Below are 18,464 nucleotides of genomic sequence, written 5' to 3' on the forward strand. Positions count from 1 at the left end.
CGCGGGGCTGAGGGGAGATCGGGTAAAATGATGCCCCATCGATTTCTGCCGCAAAGGTTGCCTGTTTTCATGTCTGACACCACCCTGATCGTCCTCGATGACGAGTTTTTCATGCGCGAGGCGATCTCCCTGGCCCGGGCGGCAGAGTGCCTGGGGGAGGTCCCGGTGGGGGCTGTGGTCGTGAAGGACGGACAGATTGTCGGACGCGGTTTCAATTCCCCGATTGGCGAACATGACCCGACGGCGCATGCGGAAATTGCAGCGCTGCGCGATGCCGCGCGGAACCTGGGCAACTATCGTCTGCCGGGCTGCGAACTGTTCGTGACCCTGGAACCCTGTGCGATGTGTGCCGGGGCCATCCTGCATTCACGCATTCAGCGCGTGGTCTATGGCGCGCGCGATGCGAAAACCGGCGTCCATGGCAGCGTGGTGGACCTTTTTGCGGTCGATCGCTTGAACCACCACACGGCCATCGAGGGCGGCATTCTGGCGGCCGAATGCGGCAGCATGTTGTCGGCCTTCTTTGCCGAGCGACGCAGGAAAGCACGCGCATGAAGATCGTTGTGTCCGTGGCGGCCCAAACCCTGACCCTGCTTGATGATGACGGGGCGGTTTTGCAGGTTTATCCGGTGTCGACCGCCGCCAACGGGGTGGGCGAGGTATCCGGCAGTTACCAGACGCCGCGCGGCCAGCATGTGATCCGCGCCAAGATCGGTGCAGGGGTGCCGGAAAACACGGTCTTCGTGCGTCGGCGTCCGACGGGCGAAATCTGGACCCCCGAACTGGCTGAAGCCTTCCCGGGTCGCGACTGGATCCTCACGCGCATTCTCTGGCTATCCGGCTGTGAGCCGGGTTTCAACCGGCTCGGCTGCGTCGATACGATGCGCCGCTATGTGTATGTGCACGGCAGCCCGGATACGGCCGAGATGGGCGTGCCCGGGTCGCACGGTTGCGTGCGCATGCGCAACGCAGACATCATCGAGCTCTTCGAGCGCGTGCCTTGCTACACGCCGGTTGAGATTCGAGAAGACTGAGTTTCTTTCCCGCTGGCGTCAAAACTGCGCTCAATGAGCGTGCTGTGTCCCGTTGTTTCTTGCAGGACGAGCGTCGAAGCGCGGGTGCCGTAGCGCTCCGAGCAGACAAAAATGGCCGAGAGCAGGCGTTCCCAGGTCAATGGAACGCCCGTGCTGGGCAGGTCGGCATCGTCCACAGTGCTGCGATCAGCCAGTAAAGCGAAGCATGCAGCTTCATCGGGCAGGGAACGTAGTGCCTCGGCAAAGGCCGTGCGCGCCTGAACGAGCTTGGGCCAGGGCGTATCCAGGCTGCGGTTCGATAGCCCGTAGATACCGGGCGGCAACGCACGTGGCGGGCCGTCGCGGTTGGAGAGATACCAGAGTGCTTGCCCGTCGCCGAGCAGCAGGTTGAAGCCGGCGTAGGCCTGGCCATCGATGCCGGCTGCGTAGTCGGCGGCACGCACTGTGCTGCGCAGAAAATCGGCGGTCAGCGCTCCCCGCGAATACTGTCCCGGTGGCTGGCCGGGCTCGCGCACGTTGGTGACGGCAGCAAAGCGTCCGCCGGTCGCAATGCCCAGCCAGGTGCCGCCCGCTTCCAGATCACGCCCGGCGCCGACCTGCGGCGCATCAGCCCAGCGGGCAGCCGCGGCGGTCGGACGGGCGTGGAATTCGTCGCGGTTGGCCGCGACGACCAGCGGGTAGTCCGGATGGACGTGCCATCCGACGACGATCAGGCACATGCCAGGGGGGCGACGTGTTATTCGGCGGGCAGCGGATTGACCGGGCTGGTCTGGATCTTCGGGCCGCCGCGGGCACCCAGTTCGACGTTGCCGGCAAAATTGGACTGGATCACGGCCAGTGCTTCGAAGCCGCCATTCGGCGAGGGGGCTGCGCTGACGATCTTGCCGCAAGCCTGGTCCGGATTGTCCGGTGAGAAGAGATCGTCGCCGGCCTTGGGCTCGGTGGCGCTGACCACACGGAAGAGGTGGCGTTTGACCTTGCCCAGGTATTGCGTCCGCGCGACGATTTCCTGGCCCGGGTAGCAGCCCTTGTGGAAGCTGACACCGCCGATTTTTTCGAAATCGGCCATCTGTGGCACGAACTCTTCCTTGGTGGCCAGAGTTACCAGCGGCAGACCGGCCTGGATGTCCAGCCAGCGCCAGACCGGCAGGCCGGCAGGGCGGGCCTTGGCGGAGAGCTTTTGCCAGAGATCGGCTTTGGCGGCTTCCGGCAGGGCGACGATGAAGCGGTCGCCATCGACCCGGATGACGGCAATCTCGCCGGTCGACTGCAGGGCGAGCGGCGCTTCCGGCGCAGCGAGGCCAGCATCGGCCAGGGCTTCGGCAGCTTGCGGCCCGGCCACGCCGAGCAGAAGGATGTCGTCGGTACGGTTGGCGAGTTTGACCTTGGAACGCAGGATGAACATCTGCAGGCGTTTCTGGGCGCCATCGACCAGGTCGGCGGCGTAGGCCATGCGGTAATCGGCGCCGTGACGCCAGATCAGGAAACTGGCCTGCATGCGGCCCTTGGCGGTGCACCAGCCGCTGTGCTGGGCCTGGGCTTCGCCCAGATGGTTGATGTCGCTCGTCAGCTGGCTGTGCAGGAAGGGCTTGGCATCGTCGCCGGTGGCTTCCATGATGGCCAGGTGGGTCAGCGGCACGAGGACGGTCTGCTGGCGTGCGGCCTGCAATTCTGCGGCGGCATCGCCAAAGTGCAGAAGTTCGTGGGTGTCGCCGTCGAATGCGGCATCGGCAGAGACCAGAAAGCTGCGCCAGGTGGGGTTCATGAGGGCTCCTGTAAGGGTTTGGGATATTATATCGCCCGTTTTCACGTGCTCGTCTGTGACGGGCAAAGACCGGCCAGATGGCCTCAGAGTTCCCCGTGCGCCTGCTGATTCGTTCCCTCCTGCTGATTTTTGCCCTTTTGGGGGCGTTGACCGCCGCCGCCTGGTGGTGGGCCAACGCGCCGATCACCCTGCGCGCTTCCCCCACGGATTTCCGGATCACCTCCGGAAGCAGCTTGCGCAGCGCCGTGAGTCAGATGCGTGAGGCCGGAATCGAGGTCGAGCCCCAACTGTTGTTGTTGCTGGCGCGCTTCGGCAAGGCGGAGAAGGCGATCAAGGCCGGCAGCTATGCCGTCAACCAGGGCGTCACCCCGCTGCAACTGCTCGACAAGCTGACCCGGGGCGAAGTAACGCAGGGCGAACTCACGCTGGTCGAAGGCTGGACATTTCGTCAATGGCGGGCCCGCATGGACCGTCATCCGGACCTGCGGCACGACGCGGCTGGACTGAGCGAACAGGAAATTGCCGCGCGCCTGGGGATTTCAGGCGGACGGCTTGAGGGCTGGCTGTTTCCCGATACCTACCTGTTTGACAAACAGTCGAGCGATCTTGATCTGATGGCCCGTGCCTTGCGCGCCATGCAGCGCAAGCTGGATGCGGAGTGGACTCAACGGGCGCAGGGGCTGCCGTACCGGAATCGTTATGAAGCGCTGATCATGGCCTCCATCGTCGAGAAGGAGACCGGGCGGGCGGCGGACCGGGAGCGCGTGGCCAGCGTCTTCGTCAATCGCCTGAATCTGGGCATGCGGCTGCAGACCGACCCGACCGTGATCTACGGCGTCGGTGAGCGTTTTGACGGCAACCTGCGCAAGGCCGATCTACTGGCCGATACGCCCTACAATACTTATACGAGGTCGGGCTTGCCGCCGACGCCGATTGCCATGCCCGGCCAGGCTGCCTTGCGCGCAGCGCTGCATCCGGCACCAGGCGATGCCCTGTATTTCGTGGCGCGGGGCGACGGCAGCAGTGAATTCTCCCGCACGCTCGACGAGCATAACCGGGCGGTCAACCGATATCAGAGAGGTGGAAAGTGAAAGGTCGATTCATCACGTTCGAAGGCATCGATGGCGCCGGCAAGAGCAGTCACGTCGAATGGCTGGCCGAATGGCTGCGTGCCCAGGGCAAAACGGTACATGTGACGCGTGAGCCGGGGGGGACCGCGCTGGGCGAGAAACTGCGTGCCTTGCTGCTCAACGACGACATGCATCTGGAAACGGAAACCTTGCTCATGTTTGCAGCCCGTCGCGAACACCTGGCGCGCGTGATCGAGCCGGCGCTGGCGCGGGGCGAGTGGGTGGTATGCGACCGTTTTTCCGATGCCACCTATGCCTACCAGGGCGGGGGGCGTGGCCTGGATCGCAGCAAATGCCAGATCCTGGAACACTGGGTGCATGACCATGTTCAGCCCGATCTGACCCTGCTCTTCGACTTGCCCCTCGATGTGGCGCGCGAACGCATTGTGCTGGCCAACCGGGTTCTGGATCGATTCGAGCAGGAGCGTGTCGATTTTCATGAGCGGGTGCGTCAGGCCTATCTCGAGCGGGCACAGCACCATCCGGGTCGGATCTGTCTGATCGACGCCAACCATCCGCTTGAAAATATTCGACAAAAACTTGAACAAATTGTTATAGAACGTTGTTCATGAACGAGATTCAGCTGCACGAAAAAACCTGGCGTGCCCTGCAGGCGCGGCGCGACAAGTTGCCGCATGCCCTGTTGCTGATCGGACAAAAAGGCCAGGGCAAGGCGGCGCTGGCCCGTGCTTTTGCCGCAAGTCTGCTCTGTGAGCAGCCAAAGACCGATGGTCAGGCTTGCGGCCAGTGCTTGGCGTGCAATTGGTTCGGCCAGGGCAACCACCCGGATTTTCGCTGCCTGCAACCGGACGCCTTGAGCGAGGATGCCGAGGCTGAGGAAGGCAAGAAGAAAGCCAGTCAGCAAATCACCATCGATCAGGTGCGCGGCCTGGATGATTTCCTCAACGTCGGCACCCATCGGGACGGGTTGCGCATCATTCTCGTCAATCCGGCGGAGGCGATGAATCGCAACACCGCGAATGCACTGCTGAAAACACTTGAAGAACCAGCGCCAAGTACTTTGTTTTTATTGGTTTCGAATGAGCCGCTCAAATTGCTGCCCACCATCCGTAGCCGCTGCCAATCGGTACCGATTCCTTTACCCTCGGCTGCGCTGGCCGTTGCCGCACTGAATGCGGCGGGCATTGCCGATGCAGCGCGTTGGCTGGCCCTGGTCGGCGGCGCGCCCGGTCTTGCGGCTGAGCTTGCCGGGAGCGGACAAGGGGCCTGGCTCGAATTGCTGGTGAAACGTTTGTCGACCGGCGGACGCCTCGATCCGTTGCAGGCAGCTGCCGAACTCGATAAAGCGGTCAAGGACGCGAAAGGGCGGCTGACCTTGAAAATGATCGTCGACGCACTGCAAAAGTGGCTGATTGACCTGACTTTGGTCGCCAATGCGCAATCGCCGCGTTATTTTCTGCCTCAGGCAGCCACAATCGATGGTCTGGCTGCTATGATTCCAGCCACGAGACTGATCCGTTTTTATCGGGATGTCATCAAGCGCCGCCAGGAAGCCGAGCAACCTTTGAATGCCCGTTTGTTCCTGGAAGGCATTTTCCTCGATTACCGTGCCTTGTTTGCCCGCTGACCCACAATGACCGACGTTAAATCGCCCCCGCCGCGTCCTAGCGTTCTGTCGCTGAACATCAATTCGAAATCAGCGCTGTACGCTGCTTTCATGCCGCATCTGAAGTGCGGCGGCATTTTCATTCCGACGACCCGCAGTTATCGCATCGGCGACGAAGTCTTCATGCTGCTCTCGCTGATGGAAGATCCGGCCAAATTGCCGGTCGCCGGCACGGTGGCCTGGGTGACGCCCGCTGGCGCACAAAATGGTCGTGCGCAAGGTGTGGGGGTGCATTTCAACAATGACGAAAGCGGTCAGGAAGCCCGCCGCAAGATTGAAGGCTTGCTGGGCGGGGTCATGAATTCGACGCGCCCGACGCATACCCTCTGAGCGAATCGCATGCTGGTCGATTCGCATTGCCACCTCGATTTCCCCGATCTGCGTGCACGGATACCTGATGTGCTGGCCAAAATGGCCGCCAATCGGGTCGGTCTGGCGGTCTGTATCGGGGTGAATCTCGAAGACTATCCGGGAGTTCTTGCCCTGGCCGAGGCGCACCCGAATCTCTACGCCACCGTCGGCGTGCATCCGGAATACACCGACGTGCGCGAGCCGGAGGTGGCCGAACTGGTTCGTCTGGCCGCGCATCCCAAGGTGATCGCGATTGGTGAAACCGGGCTCGATTACTACTGGCAGAAAGACAAGCCGGAATGGCAGCGGGTACGTTTCCGCAACCATATCCGCGCGGCCCGCGAGGCTGGCAAGCCGCTGGTGGTGCATACCCGCGAGTCCGCAGCCGATACGATCCGCCTGCTCGCCGAAGAGGGGGCGCAGGATGTCGGCGGCGTGATGCACTGTTTTACCGAAAACTGGGAGGTCGCGCAGGCTGCGCTCGATCTCGGGTTTTACCTCTCTTTCTCCGGAATCGTCACCTTCAAAAACGCTGCCATCGTCAAAGAGGTGGCGCAGCGTTGTCCGCTTGACCGTATTCTGGTCGAAACCGATTCGCCTTACCTCGCACCGGTGCCGTATCGGGGCAAACCCAACGAGCCGGCTTATGTCCTGCATGTCGCCGAGGAAATCGCCCGTCTGCGCGATCTGTCCGTCGAAGCGGTCATGGCGGCAACGACCGATAATTTCTTCCGGCTCTTCACCGCCGCCCAACGTCCTGTTTCCTGCTCCTGAAAAACATGAAAAAAACGCTGTCGACCGTCGCCTTCGCCTTGCTGCTGCCCGTTTTCGTGCAGGCCGCCACCTACGATGACCTGATCAATGCCGCCAAAATGGGCGTGACCGGCGAAGTGGCCGAACTGGTCGGCAAAGGGGCATCGATCGACACCACGGACATCGATGGCAATACGCTGATGATCCTTGCGGCGCGTGACGGCCACGCCGAAACCGTGACGTATCTGATTCGCAACCGTGCCAAGGTCAATGCGCGCAATGCGGCAGGCGATTCTGCCCTGCATCTGGCTGCGTTTCGCGGTCATGTGAAGGTGGTGGAGGCCCTGATTGCCGGCGGCGCCAATCTGAATACCCAGGGCTGGACGCCGCTGGCCTATGCCGCCTTCAATGGCCAGACCGAAATCGCGCAGATGCTGATCAAGGCTGGAGCGGATGTGAATGCGGCCAGCGACAACGGCACGACGCCTCTGATTGCTGCCGCGCGCGGCGGTCACATGCAGATCGTCAAAGCCTTGCTGGCGGCCAAGGCCGATGTGGCCAAAGCCACGGAAAACGGCGAAACGGCGGTTGATGTGGCCCTGAAAAACAAGAACACGGACATTGCCGACCTGCTGCGTCAGGCTGGCGGCCGTTCCGGCCAGAGCGTCACGCTCGAACTGCGCTGAGCGTTCAGTCGAAGAGCAGGGCGGCGGCGACCTTGCGGCCTTCGGCCGCGAGAATGTTGTAGGTGCGGCAGGCAGCCTGCAAGTCCATCACTTCCAGGCCGATGCCGGCCGGCGCAAAAGGACGGAGCAAGGGACCGGCCGGAAACCGCAAACGGCCACCGGTGCCCAGCAGCACGATTTCGGTCCCGAGTGTCAGCAGGCGTGCCATGTCGGCTTCGGTCAGGCTGTCGACCTTGGCTGTCGTCCAGTCTTCGGTCATCGATTCGGGTAAAACGATGAGGTTTTTCTCGTATTTTTGGTGGTTGACCGCCACATAGCCTTCGCCATAAGCGGTGAAGATGTTGAGGCCGGCAATGTTCGATTGGTGCAGTTTCACAAGAGATCCTGTCGCATTCCTGAGGGCGATGATGCGCCCATGATGCCGCCGAAATTGCGGTGCACCATGGCTTACAGTAGGATTATACCTTTGGCCTTGTCGCCTGAACGCCGCTACGCCGGAACCCACGCATGAAACACGTCAAGAAATCCGCCAAACTCGCCAACGTCTGCTACGACATCCGCGGCCCCGTGCTGCAGAAAGCCAAGCAGATGGAGGAAGAGGGTCACAAGATCATCAAGCTGAACATCGGCAACCTGGCCGCGTTCGGTTTTGACTCGCCCGAAGAAATTCAGCAGGACATCATCCGCAACCTGCCGAATGCCGCCGGCTACACCGATTCGAAGGGGATCTTCGCCGCACGCAAGGCGATCATGCACTACACCCAGCAGAAGGGGATCCGGGGCGTGACGCTGGACGATATTTATGTCGGCAATGGCGTCTCCGAACTGATCGTCATGGCGATGAATGCACTGCTCGACGCCGGCGATGAAGTCCTCGTGCCAGCGCCGGACTATCCGCTGTGGACGGCCGCAGTCAGCCTCTCCGGCGGCAAGCCCATCCATTACCTCTGCAACGAGGAAAAAGGCTGGCTGCCGGATCTCGACGATATCCGCAGCAAGATCAACAAGAACACCCGCGCCATCGTCATCATTAACCCGAACAACCCGACCGGCGCCCTGTATCCGGACGACCTCTTGCACGAGCTGATCCAGATTGCCCGCGAACACCACCTGATCATCTACGCTGACGAGGTGTACGACAAGGTGCTGTACGACGGCGTGAAGCACACCTCGATCGCCTCCCTGGCGGAAGATGTGCTGATGATCACCTTCAACGGTTTGTCCAAGAACTACCGTTCCTGCGGCTATCGTGCCGGCTGGCTGGTGGTTTCGGGCGACAAGCGCGGCGCCAAGGACTACATCGAAGGCCTCGACATGCTGGCCTCGATGCGTCTGTGCGCCAATGCGCCGGGTCAGCACGGTATCCAGACCGCGCTGGGCGGTTACCAGAGCATCGACGATCTGATCCGTGATGGCGGTCGCCTGCGTCGCCAGCGCGACATCGCCCACGAACTGATCACGGCCATTCCGGGCGTGAGCTGCGTCAAGCCCAAGGCGGCGCTCTACATGTTCCCGAAACTGGATCCGCAAATCTATCCGATCAAGAACGACCAGCAATTCATCTCCGAACTCCTGCAGGAGGAGAAGGTGTTGCTGGTTCAGGGGACTGGCTTCAACTGGGTCAATCCCGACCATTTCAGGCTCGTCTTCCTGCCGCATGAAGACGATCTGCGCGAGGCGATCGGACGCGTCGCCCGCTTCCTGGAAAACTATCGCAAGCGTCACAACACCAACCATCTCGTAAGCAAAGACTGAACATGAAACCCATCAATGTTGGCCTTATCGGCATCGGCACCGTCGGCGGTGGCACCTGGACCGTTCTGAATCGCAACGCGGAAGAAATTACGCGCCGCGCTGGTCGCCCGATCCGAATTACTGCCGTGGCCGACAAGAATGTCGAGCTCGCGAAACAGGTCACCGCAGGCGCTGCCCGTGTCACCGACGATGCCTTCTCGCTGGTCAATGATCCCGAGATCGACGTCATCGTCGAACTGATCGGCGGCTATGGCGTGGCCAAGGAAGTGGTCATGCAGGCCATTGCCAATGGCAAGCACGTGGTCACCGCCAACAAGGCACTGCTCGCCGTGCACGGCTCGGAAATTTTCACTGCCGCCCAGCAAAAGGGCGTCATGGTGGCCTTCGAAGCCGCCGTGGCCGGTGGCATTCCCATCATCAAGGCGCTGCGCGAAGGCTTGACCGCCAACCGTATCGAATGGGCGGCCGGCATCATCAACGGCACAACCAACTTCATCCTCTCCGAAATGCGCGACAAGGGGCTGTCCTTCGCCGAAGTGCTGGGCGAAGCCCAGCGTCTGGGCTATGCCGAAGCCGATCCGACCTTCGACATCGAAGGCGTGGATGCCGCGCACAAGGCCACCCTGATCTCCGCGATTGCCTTCGGCATCCCGGTTCAGTTCGACAAGGCCTACGTCGAAGGCATCACCAAGCTGGAATCGTCCGACATCAAGTACGCCGAACAGCTGGGCTACCGCATCAAGCTGCTTGGCATCGCCAAGCGCCGCGAGCAGGGCGTCGAACTGCGCGTGCATCCGACGCTGATCCCGGCCAAGCGCCTGATCGCCAACGTCGAAGGTGCCATGAACGCCGTGCTGGTCAAGGGCGATGCCGTGGGCGCGACGATGTTCTACGGCAAGGGGGCCGGCGCCGAGCCGACCGCCTCCGCCGTGGTCGCTGATCTGGTCGATGTTGCCCGCCTGGCCGATGCCGATACCGAGCACCGCGTGCCGCACCTGGCCTTCCAGCCGGATGCCATGTCCAACCTGCCCATCCTGCCGATGAGCGAAGTCGAAACCGGCTACTACCTGCGCCTGCGCGTCGAAGACAAGCCGGGCGTGCTGGCTGACGTGACCCGCATTCTGGCTGACCAGGGCATTTCGATCGATGCGCTGCTGCAGCGTGAACCGGGCGAAGGTGAAGGCGAGACCGACATCATCATCCTGACCCATGTCTGCAAGGAAAGCGCGGCCGATACCGCCATCGCCAAGCTGGAAGCCCTGCCGGCCCAAAAGGGCAAGGTCAAGCGCATCCGCCTGGAAGAGCTGCAGTAATCCGTACGCGCTGCGATCTCGACGGGGGCCGACGGCCCCCGTTTTTCATGGATCGCGGCCCTCGTCATCCTCGGCAAATAACTCCGGTGGCGGAAAGAGGGCGGCGACACCGGCCAGCAGCAGGATCATGACGATCAATGCCACGCCGCCTTCGACCATCCAGCCGCCTGCCATGAGCAGCAAGGGAACAATGGCCAGACCGGTGATCAGAAACTCGATCAGGTCGTCTCGCGAGGTGAAACCCAACATCTGCATGGGTTTGGGCATGATTTCCTCCTCGCGTTCGGGTCGCTTGAACTATCGGTATAGCACTGCCTGTTCAAAAGTCGAGAGAATTTATCGGGTATTATTGGCTACGGGCGATGCACATCAAAGAAGCGGCCCGGGCGGCCAAGCACAATCGCTGTTCCACGCCTGAATGGCGATTGATGACACAGGAGCCTTTGATGCAACCGATTCATGCCTGCAACCACACGACCCCCGAAGCCCTTTATCCCTTCGACGCACGCGGTATCGCCAAGCGTTTCCGTCACGCGGCCATTTTTGGTGCGCTGGACGCACTGATGCCGGGTGAAACCATGCGTTTCTGCAACGATCACGATCCGCTGCCGTTGCTGGCTCAATTGCAACAACGCTACGGCGAGCATCTCGCCATCGAGTACAAGCAACGCGAGCCGGGCGCCATCGTCATCGACTTCACGGTGGTTGGCTGATTGCTGATCACGGCGAGCCTGACCCTCCTGGCCCTGCTGGGGAGCGTCATCCTGACGCTCTCGGGGAAAGGTTCGCCGCTGGCGACAGCGCACCTCGCCTTTGCCGCCGGGATCGTGCCGCTGATCATGGCGGCGATGATCCACTTTGTGCCGGTGCTCACCCGAAGCGGTGATCCGGACCGGCGCATCCTTGCTGTACCGCATGTTGCCCAAGCTGCGGGGCTTTGTATCGCCCTGGCCATGCAGGGAATCCTGCCGTACGCCGCGCTCTACGGCTTTGCGCTACTTGATGCCGCCCTGGTCATCATTCTGTTTTTCTGGATTTCCGGCCGTACCCGACGCAGCCTTGGGGCGCCACACCCCTGCGCACGCTGGTATGTGGCGGCCCTGTTGTGTTTCCTGCTGGCTCTGTGCGCTCTCCTGCTGCAGTCCGTGTGGGGCGGCCAATGGCGGGCGCTGCGGTTGATGCATCTCCACCTGAATACCCTGGGGCTCGTTGGCATGGCTGCCTTGGGGACCTTGTCGGTCCTGATGCCGACCGTGCTGGGCAAGCCCGATCCGGATGCGGCCAGTTGGTTGCGCCGGCGTTTGTGGCTGACGGCTGGCGGGGTGCTGTTGATTGCCTTCGGTGCTGCGCTTGCCTGGCCGCTGGCTGCAGCGGGAGCCGCCTTGTTGCTGGTTGCCATGTTTGGCCTGCTCGGGCAGTGGAGCCGGCGCTTCAGTCTGCTGGCAATCCTGAATGATGGTGCTGCGGCTGCTTTGCTCGTGGCGCTCTTCGGTTTTCTGGGCGGCATGTTTTACGGCGTCGTGCATGGCGCGGGCTTGCTGCCGGCGCAGCCCGCTGTGTTTGCCTGGGCCAGCGGTTGTCTGTTGCCCTTGGTGACGGGGGCGCTCAGTCAGCTCTTGCCGGTTTGGCGTTGGCCCGGCCCGCAAACGCCGGCGCGCAGCCAGATGCGTCAGAGGCTGACGGCCAACGGGCGTTGGCGCGCCGTACTTTTTCTGCTGGCCGGATTGTGTCTGTTCGATCAGGCCTGGTTGGCCGGCGGGTTGTTGACCGTTGCCGGCATGCTGTTATTCCTGATTGATTTCGTGCAAGCCATGCGCGTCCGGCGGTCGACGCGGTAAAATCGCGGTTTTCCCGATTTCAATTCAGGTTTGACGCCATGCGCTATATCTCGACCCGCGGCCAGTCCGCGCCTCAGGCTTTCTGCGACATCCTCCTCGGCGGCCTGGCGCCGGATGGCGGCCTTTACCTGCCGGAAAGCTATCCGCAGATCACCCGTGCCGAGCTGGATGCCTGGCGCAAGCTCTCCTATGCCGACCTGGCCTTTGAAATCCTCAGCAAGTTCATCGACGACATTCCGGCTGCCGATCTCAAGGCCATCGTCGCCAAGACCTACACGGCCGATGTCTATCGCTTTACCCGTAACGGCGGCAATGCGGCCGAGATCACCCCGCTGACCAAGCTGGAGGACGGTCTCTACACGCAGGAGCTCTCCAACGGTCCGACGCTCGCCTTCAAAGACATGGCGATGCAGCTTTTGGGCAACCTGTTCGAATACGTGCTCGACCAGCGTGGCCAGTCGATCAACATTCTGGGCGCCACCTCCGGCGACACCGGTTCCGCAGCCGAATACGCCATGCGCGGCAAGCACAACGTGAAGGTCTTCATGCTCTCGCCGGACGGCAAGATGAGCGCCTTCCAACGTGCCCAGATGTATTCGCTCCAGGACGCCAACATCTTCAACATCGCCGTGCGGGGCATGTTCGACGATGCGCAGGACATCGTGAAGGCCGTTTCCAACGACGCCGCCTTCAAGGCACAGTACAAGATCGGCGCCGTGAATTCGATCAACTGGGCCCGCGTCGCCGCCCAGATCGTCTATTACTTCCAGGGTTACTTCCTGGCCACCCGCTCGAACGACGAGCAGGTGGCCTTCTGCGTGCCGTCGGGTAACTTCGGCAACATCTGCGCCGGCCACATCGCGCGCCAGATGGGCCTGCCGATTGCCAAGCTGGTGCTGGCCACCAACGAAAACGACGTGCTCGACGAGTTCTTCAAAACCGGCGTGTATCGTCCGCGTACCTCGAAGGAAACCAATGTCACCTCCAGCCCGTCGATGGACATCTCGAAGGCCTCCAACTTCGAACGCTTCGTGTTCGATCTGGTCGGCCGCGATGCCGCTGTCGTCGCTGCGTTGTGGGCCAAGGTCGACAAGGGTGACGCGTTTGACCTCTCGGCGACGGTCCACTGGCAAAACATGCCCAAATTCGCCTTCGTCTCCGGGCGCAGCACGCACGCCGACCGTCTGGCCACGATCCGCATGGCCAACGAAAAATACAAGGTGATGCTCGATACCCACACGGCAGACGGCCTCAAGGTGGCACTGGAAAATCGCCTGCCCGGCATCAACATGGTCGTGCTGGAAACCGCTCAGCCGGCCAAGTTCGAGGAAACCATCCGCGAAGCCCTGAATACCGAGCCGGTGCGTCCGGCCGAACTGAAGGGGATCGAAGCCCTTGAGCAGCACGTGGTGGTCATGGACCCGGACGTGAATGCCATCAAGCAGTTCATCGTCGAGCGCGTATAACCCGCTCGGAAGCATGAATATCAGGGGCTGACATCAGCCCCTTTTCTTTTGGGAGTCGATCGTATGCGGATGTCGAGAAACGCCATCGTGCTGGCGGCCACGCTCACGTTGTCGGCGCAGCTGCTCTGGGCGGGCGAGGGCGTGCCACATTGGTCCGGGCGTATTCGCGGCTACGACAGCAAGGATTACCCGATCAAGGGCTTGGCCGGTCAAACCCTGGATGTGCGCTTGCAGACCCGGCATGGTGCAACCTATTTCAACCTGCTGCCGCCCGGCTCGAAGGATGTGGCGATGTTCAACGGCCAGTTTGGCGATAACCACTATCACGGTGTACTGCCCGATGACGGCACCTACGTCGTGCGCGTCTATATGATGCGCGCTGCCGCGCGACGTCAGGAATCCGCACGGTTTACGGTCGATGTTGAGCTGGGCGGACACCCATTGTCAGCCTTGTCTGCGAGCGAGGATCGCCTGGTCAAAGGAACCCGTTACCATGCACAGGCCCGCATTGCCTGCACGCCGCCTGATGCCCGGGCGCAGCAGTGTTCGGCAGGCGTGATCCGACGCGGGCGGGACGGGACGGCCACGCTGGTCATTGCGTTGCCGGGCGAGGGGCACCGCCGGATTCTCTTCGTGGCCGGCCAGCCGCTTGCGAGCGATGCCATGGCGCCGCTGCAGGCTGCCCGTGGCGCAGGCGACACCACCGAGGTGCGCATCGATACGGAACAGTATCAGGTACCGGATGCCTTGTTGAGCGGCGGTTGAGCAACAGCAGACCGGTCCGGGCCTTGCTGCGGATGACGCGGAGTCAGCCTGGCGCAGCAGGCCTGAGCTGCGCACGCAGCGTGTTCAGCAGAATTTCATACAGCGCATCGGGATCGACCGGTTTGGGAATATGGCCGTTCATGCCGGCGGCCAGACAGTGCTCTCGATCGTCCTGGAAGGCGTTGGCGGTCATGGCCAGGATGGGTGTGTGCTGATTCAGGCTGGACTGACGAATGGCCTCGCTCGCTTCGAGGCCGTTCAGGCCAGGCATCTGCAGATCCATCAGGATGAGGGCGTAGTGCTGGCAACGGGCCTGTGCCACTGCGGCATGACCATCTTCCGCCAGATCAACGCGCAGCCCCACGCTTTCGAGCAGCTCACAGGCCAGTTCGCGGTTGATGGGTTCATCTTCGGCCACCAGGACCGGCGTGCCGATGAACTGTTCCTGCAGCTGGATGGCGGCAGGGGCTTCGGCAAGGTGCGCCGCGACCTGGCGCTGTGCCGCCGAGTGGCGTTGTGCCAGCTGGAGCGTGAAATGGAAAGTGCTGCCTTGACCGAGGGTGCTCTCGACACCGATTTCCCCATTCATCATCTCGACCAGGCGTTTGCTGATCGCCAGGCCGAGCCCGGTGCCGCCATATTTCCGTGTCAGTGAATTGTCGGCCTGCTCAAATGGCGCAAACAGTCTGGGCAGGGCGTCTGCGCCGATCCCGATTCCGCTGTCCTGTACGGTACAGCGCAGCGAAATGTGTTCCGGCGTTTCGGCCAGCAATGAGAAGGTGACACGAACTTCACCTTGCTCCGTAAATTTGATCGCATTGCTGCACAGATTCAACAACACCTGACCGAGACGTAGCGGATCGCCTTGCAACGGGCGGTCGGCGAGATCGGCGGGAAGATCGATGTGCAAGGGTAGCGCTTTGGCGCGCGCCAGCGGTTCGGCGATGTTGCTCAGTTGCGCGACCACTTCGCTTAACTGGAAGGGGATTTCTTCCAGCACCAGATGCTCTGCCTCGATTTTCGAGAGGTCGAGAATGTCGTTCAGAATGGCCAGAAGCCGCTCGGCGGAGGCCCGTGCTTTCTCCAGGTATTCCGCACCACGATCATCCGCCATCTTGCGTTCGGCCAGACCCAGCATGCCCATGATGCCGTGCATGGGGGTGCGGAGTTCGTGGCTCATATTGGCCAGGAAGAGGCTTTTCACCCGATTGGCAGCCTCGGCGGCCTCTTTGGCTTCCAGGAGCTCGCGTGTCCGGGTGGTCACGAGTTCTTCAAGGTGATCGCGGTAGGCGGCAAGCTCTTCCTGGGTGCGTTTCAGGTCGGTGATGTCGCGGCTGATCCCGAAAATACCGGAGACCCTGCCGTTTTCGTCGAAGAGCGGCCATTTGTTGGTCTGGACAAAGCGCCGTTCGCCATGGGCGGTGTAATACGGGTCCACCCGGTTCAACAGGGGGGTGCCCTGCGTCAGGACCGGGACCTCTTCCTCTTCGTAAATGCGCGCCGTATCCGCCGGGAAAATTTCCCGGTCAAGTTTGCCGATCATTTCCCGCCAGCTGGCATGTCCGGTGATCTGGGCGAGCGTCTGGCTGCAAAACCGAAGGCGACTCTCGACGTCCTTGAAATAGACAAAGTCACTGGTTTGCGCCAGGAATGCCTCAACGTCGCGGGTGAAGGCGCGGAGCTGCTCTTCCGCCCGCTTGCGCCGACGGATGGTCAGCGCCAGTGCCAGTGCGGCACCACTCGTGATCAGAAGCCCCCCCACAAGCAGGATCAGGATGATCTGATTACGCGTTCTGGCTTCGGCGGTGCGGGTTTCGACCATCTCTTCCAGGCGCTGGGTGAAGTGCCACATCCCCTGATCGAGGTTGCGGCCCGGCGTGATGTCCTGAATGATGGAAAGCAGGAAACGCTGGCCCTTGATCTCGTATGGGTGGGAATACACCTCGACCGTCCGGATGCTGCGATCCGCCATGCGATGCCGGAAGATGAAGTAATTGCGCCCCTCGCGTTCTGCTTGAATCCGCTCTTCGGCCACCTGTTCCGGGCTGAGGGTATTGATGTCCTGAATCCCCAGGGCGCGCAATCCGTCACGCGTGTAGCCGTAAAACTTGGCGGCAGCCGGATTGGCATCGGCGATGCGCCCCGTCGCGGGGTCGATCAGCAGCATCACGCTGCCATGCTGTTCGAAAACATCCTGAAATGCCGGAAAGTCGGTGGCCCGGCTGCTCGTGATCATCAGCAGCATGCTCACCAGGCAGAGCGCTTTCAGGAAACCTCGCATTCGCCAATTCGCCATGACAGACCCGACCCCCCGAACGAGACCTGCCCAGTATTACCCAACTTGCCGGAAAAGGCATCTCCCTCGTGTCATGATGCGGCTCTATTTTCGGCGGCTTGGGGAAAGTCGCCACGCGCATGCGTCGGGCAGGTATCCTTGACGGTTTTCCCGCCTGATCAAGCTTATGTCCGAGGCTGTGCCGCCCGCCCGCGAAGCCCCTTTTCTGTTTACCCTGGCCGGGGTGCAGTTCGCTCATGTGCTCGATTTCATGATCATGATGCCGCTCGGGCCGATCCTGATGGCCGCCTTGAAAATCGGCCCGCATGAATTCGGCTTGCTGGTGGCGGCTTACAGTTTCAGTGCGGCCGGGGCCGGGGTCCTGGCAGCGGCCGTGGTCGATCGTTTTGAGCGGAAAGGCTTTCTGCTCGCCTGTCTGGCCTTGTTTGCACTGGCGACGCTGGCCTGCGGCCTGGCAACGGATTACACCTTTCTCGTCGTAGCGCGCTGCCTGGCCGGCGTGTTCGGCGGCATTCTCGGTTCGCTGATCCACACCATGGTCGGCGACGTCATTCCCTTTGCCCGGCGGGCGCGGGCCAGTGGCGTGATTTCGAGCGCTTTTTCCCTGTCGACCATCGCCGGCGTGCCGTTTTCCTTGTGGCTGGCCAACCATCTGGGCTGGCGTTCGCCTTTCATCGCCATCGCGCTGATGGGCGCCGTCGTCATGCTGGCCGGCTGGCGCTGGCTGCCGACCTTGCGGGCGCATCTGGCAACACCGCACCAGGGCCACCCCTTCACGGCGGCGGTCAACGTGCTGAAAGATGCCAATCACCGGCGGGCGCTGCTGTTTTCCGCCTTGATCATCTTTTCCGGCTTCACGGTCATCCCGTACATCACGCTGTTTGCCGTCAGCAATGTAGGGATTCCTCAGGCCGACATCCCCATCGTCTATCTGGTCGGCGGTGCGGCCACCTTTGTCTGCGCCCGCCTGATCGGGCGCTGGGCGGATCGTTCAGGCAAGGTCCGCATCTATCGCCTGCTGGCGCTCCTGGCCAGTCTGCCGGTGCTGGCCTTGACCCACGCCGGACCGAGCCCGCTCTGGTTGTGGCTGATCGGGACAACGAGTTTCTTCGTGCTGGTCTCCGGGCGCATGATCCCGGCCATGGCCATCATCGCCTCCGCGGCAGAACCGCGTCTGCGCGGCACCTTCATGTCCTTGCATGGCACGGTGCAATCGCTGGCCATGGCGCTCGCCAGCTCCCTCGCCGGTTTTCTCATCACGCAAAGCGGGCATGGCCAGATCGAAGGCTATCCGTTGGTCGGTTATGTGGCGGTGGGGGCCAACCTGCTCGCCATCTCTTTTGTTTCGCGCATTGTCATGCACGGGGCAAACGGCAAGGCTTAAACGGCGGAATCCCCAGAGGGGTCTGAGTCCACAGCTTTCCAGACCCAGAGATCAATGCCACCGAGCAGCAGCCAGAGGATCAGACGGGCCTCGCCGGGCAGGATCAGGAAGAGCAGGCCGCCGGCGGTGTAGCAGACGAGCCAGACTTGGGCGGGGAAATAGGCGCGGCGGTATAGCGCGTAGAGCAGCGGAGCACTGGCAGTCAGCGCGATCAGGCTGACGATGAAAAACGCAGTGAGTGTCATCTGGATGTCCGAGAGATGGCGAGTGGCGTCGCCAAGATCCCAATCATGCCATTGAA

General features: G+C 62.0%; 21 protein-coding genes. 15 read left to right on the forward strand and 6 right to left on the reverse strand.

Features of this window, described 5'->3' with window-relative positions; translation table 11 throughout:
* Positions 1-69 precede the first annotated feature (69 nt).
* The gene (gene tadA, locus AACO21_RS12125) at positions 70-555 is read left to right on the forward strand and encodes a tRNA adenosine(34) deaminase TadA (RefSeq protein WP_346192783.1); all 486 of its coding nucleotides are present in this window, start codon (positions 70-72) and stop codon (positions 553-555) included.
* Positions 552-1,034, forward strand: a complete 483-nt coding sequence (locus AACO21_RS12130; protein WP_346192784.1) for a L,D-transpeptidase — start codon at positions 552-554, stop codon at positions 1,032-1,034. The genes tadA and AACO21_RS12130 overlap by 4 nt, the downstream gene beginning before the upstream one ends.
* Here the strand turns inward: AACO21_RS12130 and AACO21_RS12135 are convergent.
* A complete protein-coding gene (locus AACO21_RS12135; protein WP_346192785.1) occupies positions 1,004-1,753 on the reverse strand; it encodes an NRDE family protein in 750 nt (249 codons plus the stop codon). The genes AACO21_RS12130 and AACO21_RS12135 overlap by 31 nt on opposite strands.
* 17 nt (positions 1,754-1,770) lie before the next feature.
* Positions 1,771-2,799: a folate-binding protein YgfZ gene (locus AACO21_RS12140; RefSeq protein WP_346192786.1), complete on the reverse strand. Its 1,029-nt coding sequence runs from the start codon at positions 2,797-2,799 to the stop codon at positions 1,771-1,773.
* A 95-nt stretch (positions 2,800-2,894) separates the two neighbouring features.
* Between AACO21_RS12140 and mltG the strand changes: the two genes are divergently transcribed.
* Genes mltG through AACO21_RS12170 form a run of 6 tightly spaced genes read left to right on the forward strand, consistent with a single transcriptional unit; the run spans position 2,895 to position 7,346 of the window.
* Positions 2,895-3,890 (forward strand): endolytic transglycosylase MltG, encoded by a 996-nt coding sequence (mltG, locus tag AACO21_RS12145; protein WP_346192787.1) that lies wholly within the window; start codon positions 2,895-2,897, stop codon positions 3,888-3,890.
* Complete coding sequence (gene tmk, locus AACO21_RS12150) at positions 3,887-4,501, forward strand: dTMP kinase (protein WP_346192788.1); 615 nt, start codon at positions 3,887-3,889, stop codon at positions 4,499-4,501. The genes mltG and tmk overlap by 4 nt, the downstream gene beginning before the upstream one ends.
* Complete coding sequence (gene holB / locus AACO21_RS12155) at positions 4,498-5,517, forward strand: DNA polymerase III subunit delta' (protein ID WP_346192789.1); 1,020 nt, start codon at positions 4,498-4,500, stop codon at positions 5,515-5,517. The genes tmk and holB overlap by 4 nt, the downstream gene beginning before the upstream one ends.
* Positions 5,518-5,523: 6 nt before the next feature.
* Positions 5,524-5,886, forward strand: a complete 363-nt coding sequence (locus AACO21_RS12160; protein ID WP_346192790.1) for a PilZ domain-containing protein — start codon at positions 5,524-5,526, stop codon at positions 5,884-5,886.
* 9 nt (positions 5,887-5,895) lie between these two features.
* A complete protein-coding gene (locus AACO21_RS12165) occupies positions 5,896-6,681 on the forward strand; it encodes a TatD family hydrolase (RefSeq protein ID WP_346192791.1) in 786 nt (261 codons plus the stop codon).
* Between the two features lie 5 nt (positions 6,682-6,686).
* Positions 6,687-7,346: an ankyrin repeat domain-containing protein gene (locus tag AACO21_RS12170; RefSeq protein WP_346192792.1), complete on the forward strand. Its 660-nt coding sequence runs from the start codon at positions 6,687-6,689 to the stop codon at positions 7,344-7,346.
* 4 nt (positions 7,347-7,350) lie between these two features.
* On the opposite strand, the gene AACO21_RS12175 is transcribed toward AACO21_RS12170, so the two are convergent.
* Positions 7,351-7,722 (reverse strand): Mth938-like domain-containing protein, encoded by a 372-nt coding sequence (locus AACO21_RS12175; protein WP_346192793.1) that lies wholly within the window; start codon positions 7,720-7,722, stop codon positions 7,351-7,353.
* A gap of 131 nt (positions 7,723-7,853) precedes the next feature.
* On the opposite strand from AACO21_RS12175, the gene AACO21_RS12180 reads away from it, so the two are divergent.
* Positions 7,854-9,101, forward strand: coding sequence for a pyridoxal phosphate-dependent aminotransferase (locus AACO21_RS12180; RefSeq protein WP_346192794.1), 1,248 nt, complete (start codon positions 7,854-7,856; stop codon positions 9,099-9,101).
* A gap of 2 nt (positions 9,102-9,103) precedes the next feature.
* A complete protein-coding gene (locus tag AACO21_RS12185; RefSeq protein ID WP_346192795.1) occupies positions 9,104-10,414 on the forward strand; it encodes a homoserine dehydrogenase in 1,311 nt (436 codons plus the stop codon).
* Positions 10,415-10,459: 45 nt separating this feature from the next.
* Here the strand turns inward: AACO21_RS12185 and AACO21_RS12190 are convergent, their stop codons facing one another.
* Positions 10,460-10,681, reverse strand: coding sequence for a hypothetical protein (locus AACO21_RS12190; protein ID WP_346192796.1), 222 nt, complete (start codon positions 10,679-10,681; stop codon positions 10,460-10,462).
* Positions 10,682-10,860: 179 nt separating this feature from the next.
* Here AACO21_RS12190 and AACO21_RS12195 point away from each other — a divergent pair, with 179 nt between their 5' ends.
* From AACO21_RS12195 to AACO21_RS12210, 4 genes are all read left to right on the forward strand, one after another.
* Positions 10,861-11,127, forward strand: coding sequence for a DUF2249 domain-containing protein (locus AACO21_RS12195; RefSeq protein ID WP_346192797.1), 267 nt, complete (start codon positions 10,861-10,863; stop codon positions 11,125-11,127).
* Entirely contained in the window at positions 11,128-12,252 is a 1,125-nt protein-coding gene (locus AACO21_RS12200; protein ID WP_346192798.1) for a hypothetical protein, read from the forward strand.
* A gap of 38 nt (positions 12,253-12,290) precedes the next feature.
* Entirely contained in the window at positions 12,291-13,718 is a 1,428-nt protein-coding gene (gene thrC / locus AACO21_RS12205; RefSeq protein ID WP_346192799.1) for a threonine synthase, read from the forward strand.
* A 63-nt stretch (positions 13,719-13,781) separates the two neighbouring features.
* Positions 13,782-14,483, forward strand: a complete 702-nt coding sequence (locus tag AACO21_RS12210; RefSeq protein ID WP_346192800.1) for a hypothetical protein — start codon at positions 13,782-13,784, stop codon at positions 14,481-14,483.
* Between the two features lie 43 nt (positions 14,484-14,526).
* Here the strand turns inward: AACO21_RS12210 and AACO21_RS12215 are convergent, their stop codons facing one another.
* Complete coding sequence (locus tag AACO21_RS12215) at positions 14,527-16,764, reverse strand: ATP-binding protein (RefSeq protein ID WP_346192801.1); 2,238 nt, start codon at positions 16,762-16,764, stop codon at positions 14,527-14,529.
* A gap of 181 nt (positions 16,765-16,945) precedes the next feature.
* Between AACO21_RS12215 and AACO21_RS12220 the strand changes: the two genes are divergently transcribed.
* On the forward strand, positions 16,946-18,163 hold the full coding sequence (locus AACO21_RS12220) for an MFS transporter (protein WP_346192802.1): 1,218 nt from the start codon (positions 16,946-16,948) through the stop codon (positions 18,161-18,163).
* Here the strand turns inward: AACO21_RS12220 and AACO21_RS12225 are convergent.
* Positions 18,160-18,408 carry a hypothetical protein gene (locus tag AACO21_RS12225; protein WP_346192803.1) on the reverse strand — a complete coding sequence of 83 codons (249 nt, stop codon included), beginning with the start codon at positions 18,406-18,408 and terminating at the stop codon, positions 18,160-18,162. The genes AACO21_RS12220 and AACO21_RS12225 overlap by 4 nt on opposite strands.
* Positions 18,409-18,464 lie beyond the last annotated feature (56 nt).

The sequence above is a fragment of the Dechloromonas sp. ZS-1 genome (genome assembly GCF_039649255.1).
In the GTDB taxonomy this organism is placed as follows: domain Bacteria; phylum Pseudomonadota; class Gammaproteobacteria; order Burkholderiales; family Rhodocyclaceae; genus Azonexus.

Coding starts and splice junctions, on each gene's coding strand:
- AACO21_RS12185 (WP_346192795.1), top strand. CDS start 9,104: ATGAAACCCATCAATGTTGGCCTTATCGGCATCGGCACCGTCGGCGGT.
- AACO21_RS12135 (WP_346192785.1), bottom strand. CDS start 1,753: ATGTGCCTGATCGTCGTCGGATGGCACGTCCATCCGGACTACCCGCTG.
- AACO21_RS12215 (WP_346192801.1), bottom strand. CDS start 16,764: ATGCGAGGTTTCCTGAAAGCGCTCTGCCTGGTGAGCATGCTGCTGATG.
- holB (WP_346192789.1), top strand. CDS start 4,498: ATGAACGAGATTCAGCTGCACGAAAAAACCTGGCGTGCCCTGCAGGCG.
- AACO21_RS12210 (WP_346192800.1), top strand. CDS start 13,782: ATGCGGATGTCGAGAAACGCCATCGTGCTGGCGGCCACGCTCACGTTG.
- AACO21_RS12220 (WP_346192802.1), top strand. CDS start 16,946: ATGTCCGAGGCTGTGCCGCCCGCCCGCGAAGCCCCTTTTCTGTTTACC.
- AACO21_RS12165 (WP_346192791.1), top strand. CDS start 5,896: ATGCTGGTCGATTCGCATTGCCACCTCGATTTCCCCGATCTGCGTGCA.
- AACO21_RS12130 (WP_346192784.1), top strand. CDS start 552: ATGAAGATCGTTGTGTCCGTGGCGGCCCAAACCCTGACCCTGCTTGAT.
- AACO21_RS12195 (WP_346192797.1), top strand. CDS start 10,861: ATGCAACCGATTCATGCCTGCAACCACACGACCCCCGAAGCCCTTTAT.
- tadA (WP_346192783.1), top strand. CDS start 70: ATGTCTGACACCACCCTGATCGTCCTCGATGACGAGTTTTTCATGCGC.
- AACO21_RS12190 (WP_346192796.1), bottom strand. CDS start 10,681: ATGCCCAAACCCATGCAGATGTTGGGTTTCACCTCGCGAGACGACCTG.
- AACO21_RS12225 (WP_346192803.1), bottom strand. CDS start 18,408: ATGACACTCACTGCGTTTTTCATCGTCAGCCTGATCGCGCTGACTGCC.
- thrC (WP_346192799.1), top strand. CDS start 12,291: ATGCGCTATATCTCGACCCGCGGCCAGTCCGCGCCTCAGGCTTTCTGC.
- AACO21_RS12180 (WP_346192794.1), top strand. CDS start 7,854: ATGAAACACGTCAAGAAATCCGCCAAACTCGCCAACGTCTGCTACGAC.
- AACO21_RS12140 (WP_346192786.1), bottom strand. CDS start 2,799: ATGAACCCCACCTGGCGCAGCTTTCTGGTCTCTGCCGATGCCGCATTC.
- AACO21_RS12160 (WP_346192790.1), top strand. CDS start 5,524: ATGACCGACGTTAAATCGCCCCCGCCGCGTCCTAGCGTTCTGTCGCTG.
- AACO21_RS12170 (WP_346192792.1), top strand. CDS start 6,687: ATGAAAAAAACGCTGTCGACCGTCGCCTTCGCCTTGCTGCTGCCCGTT.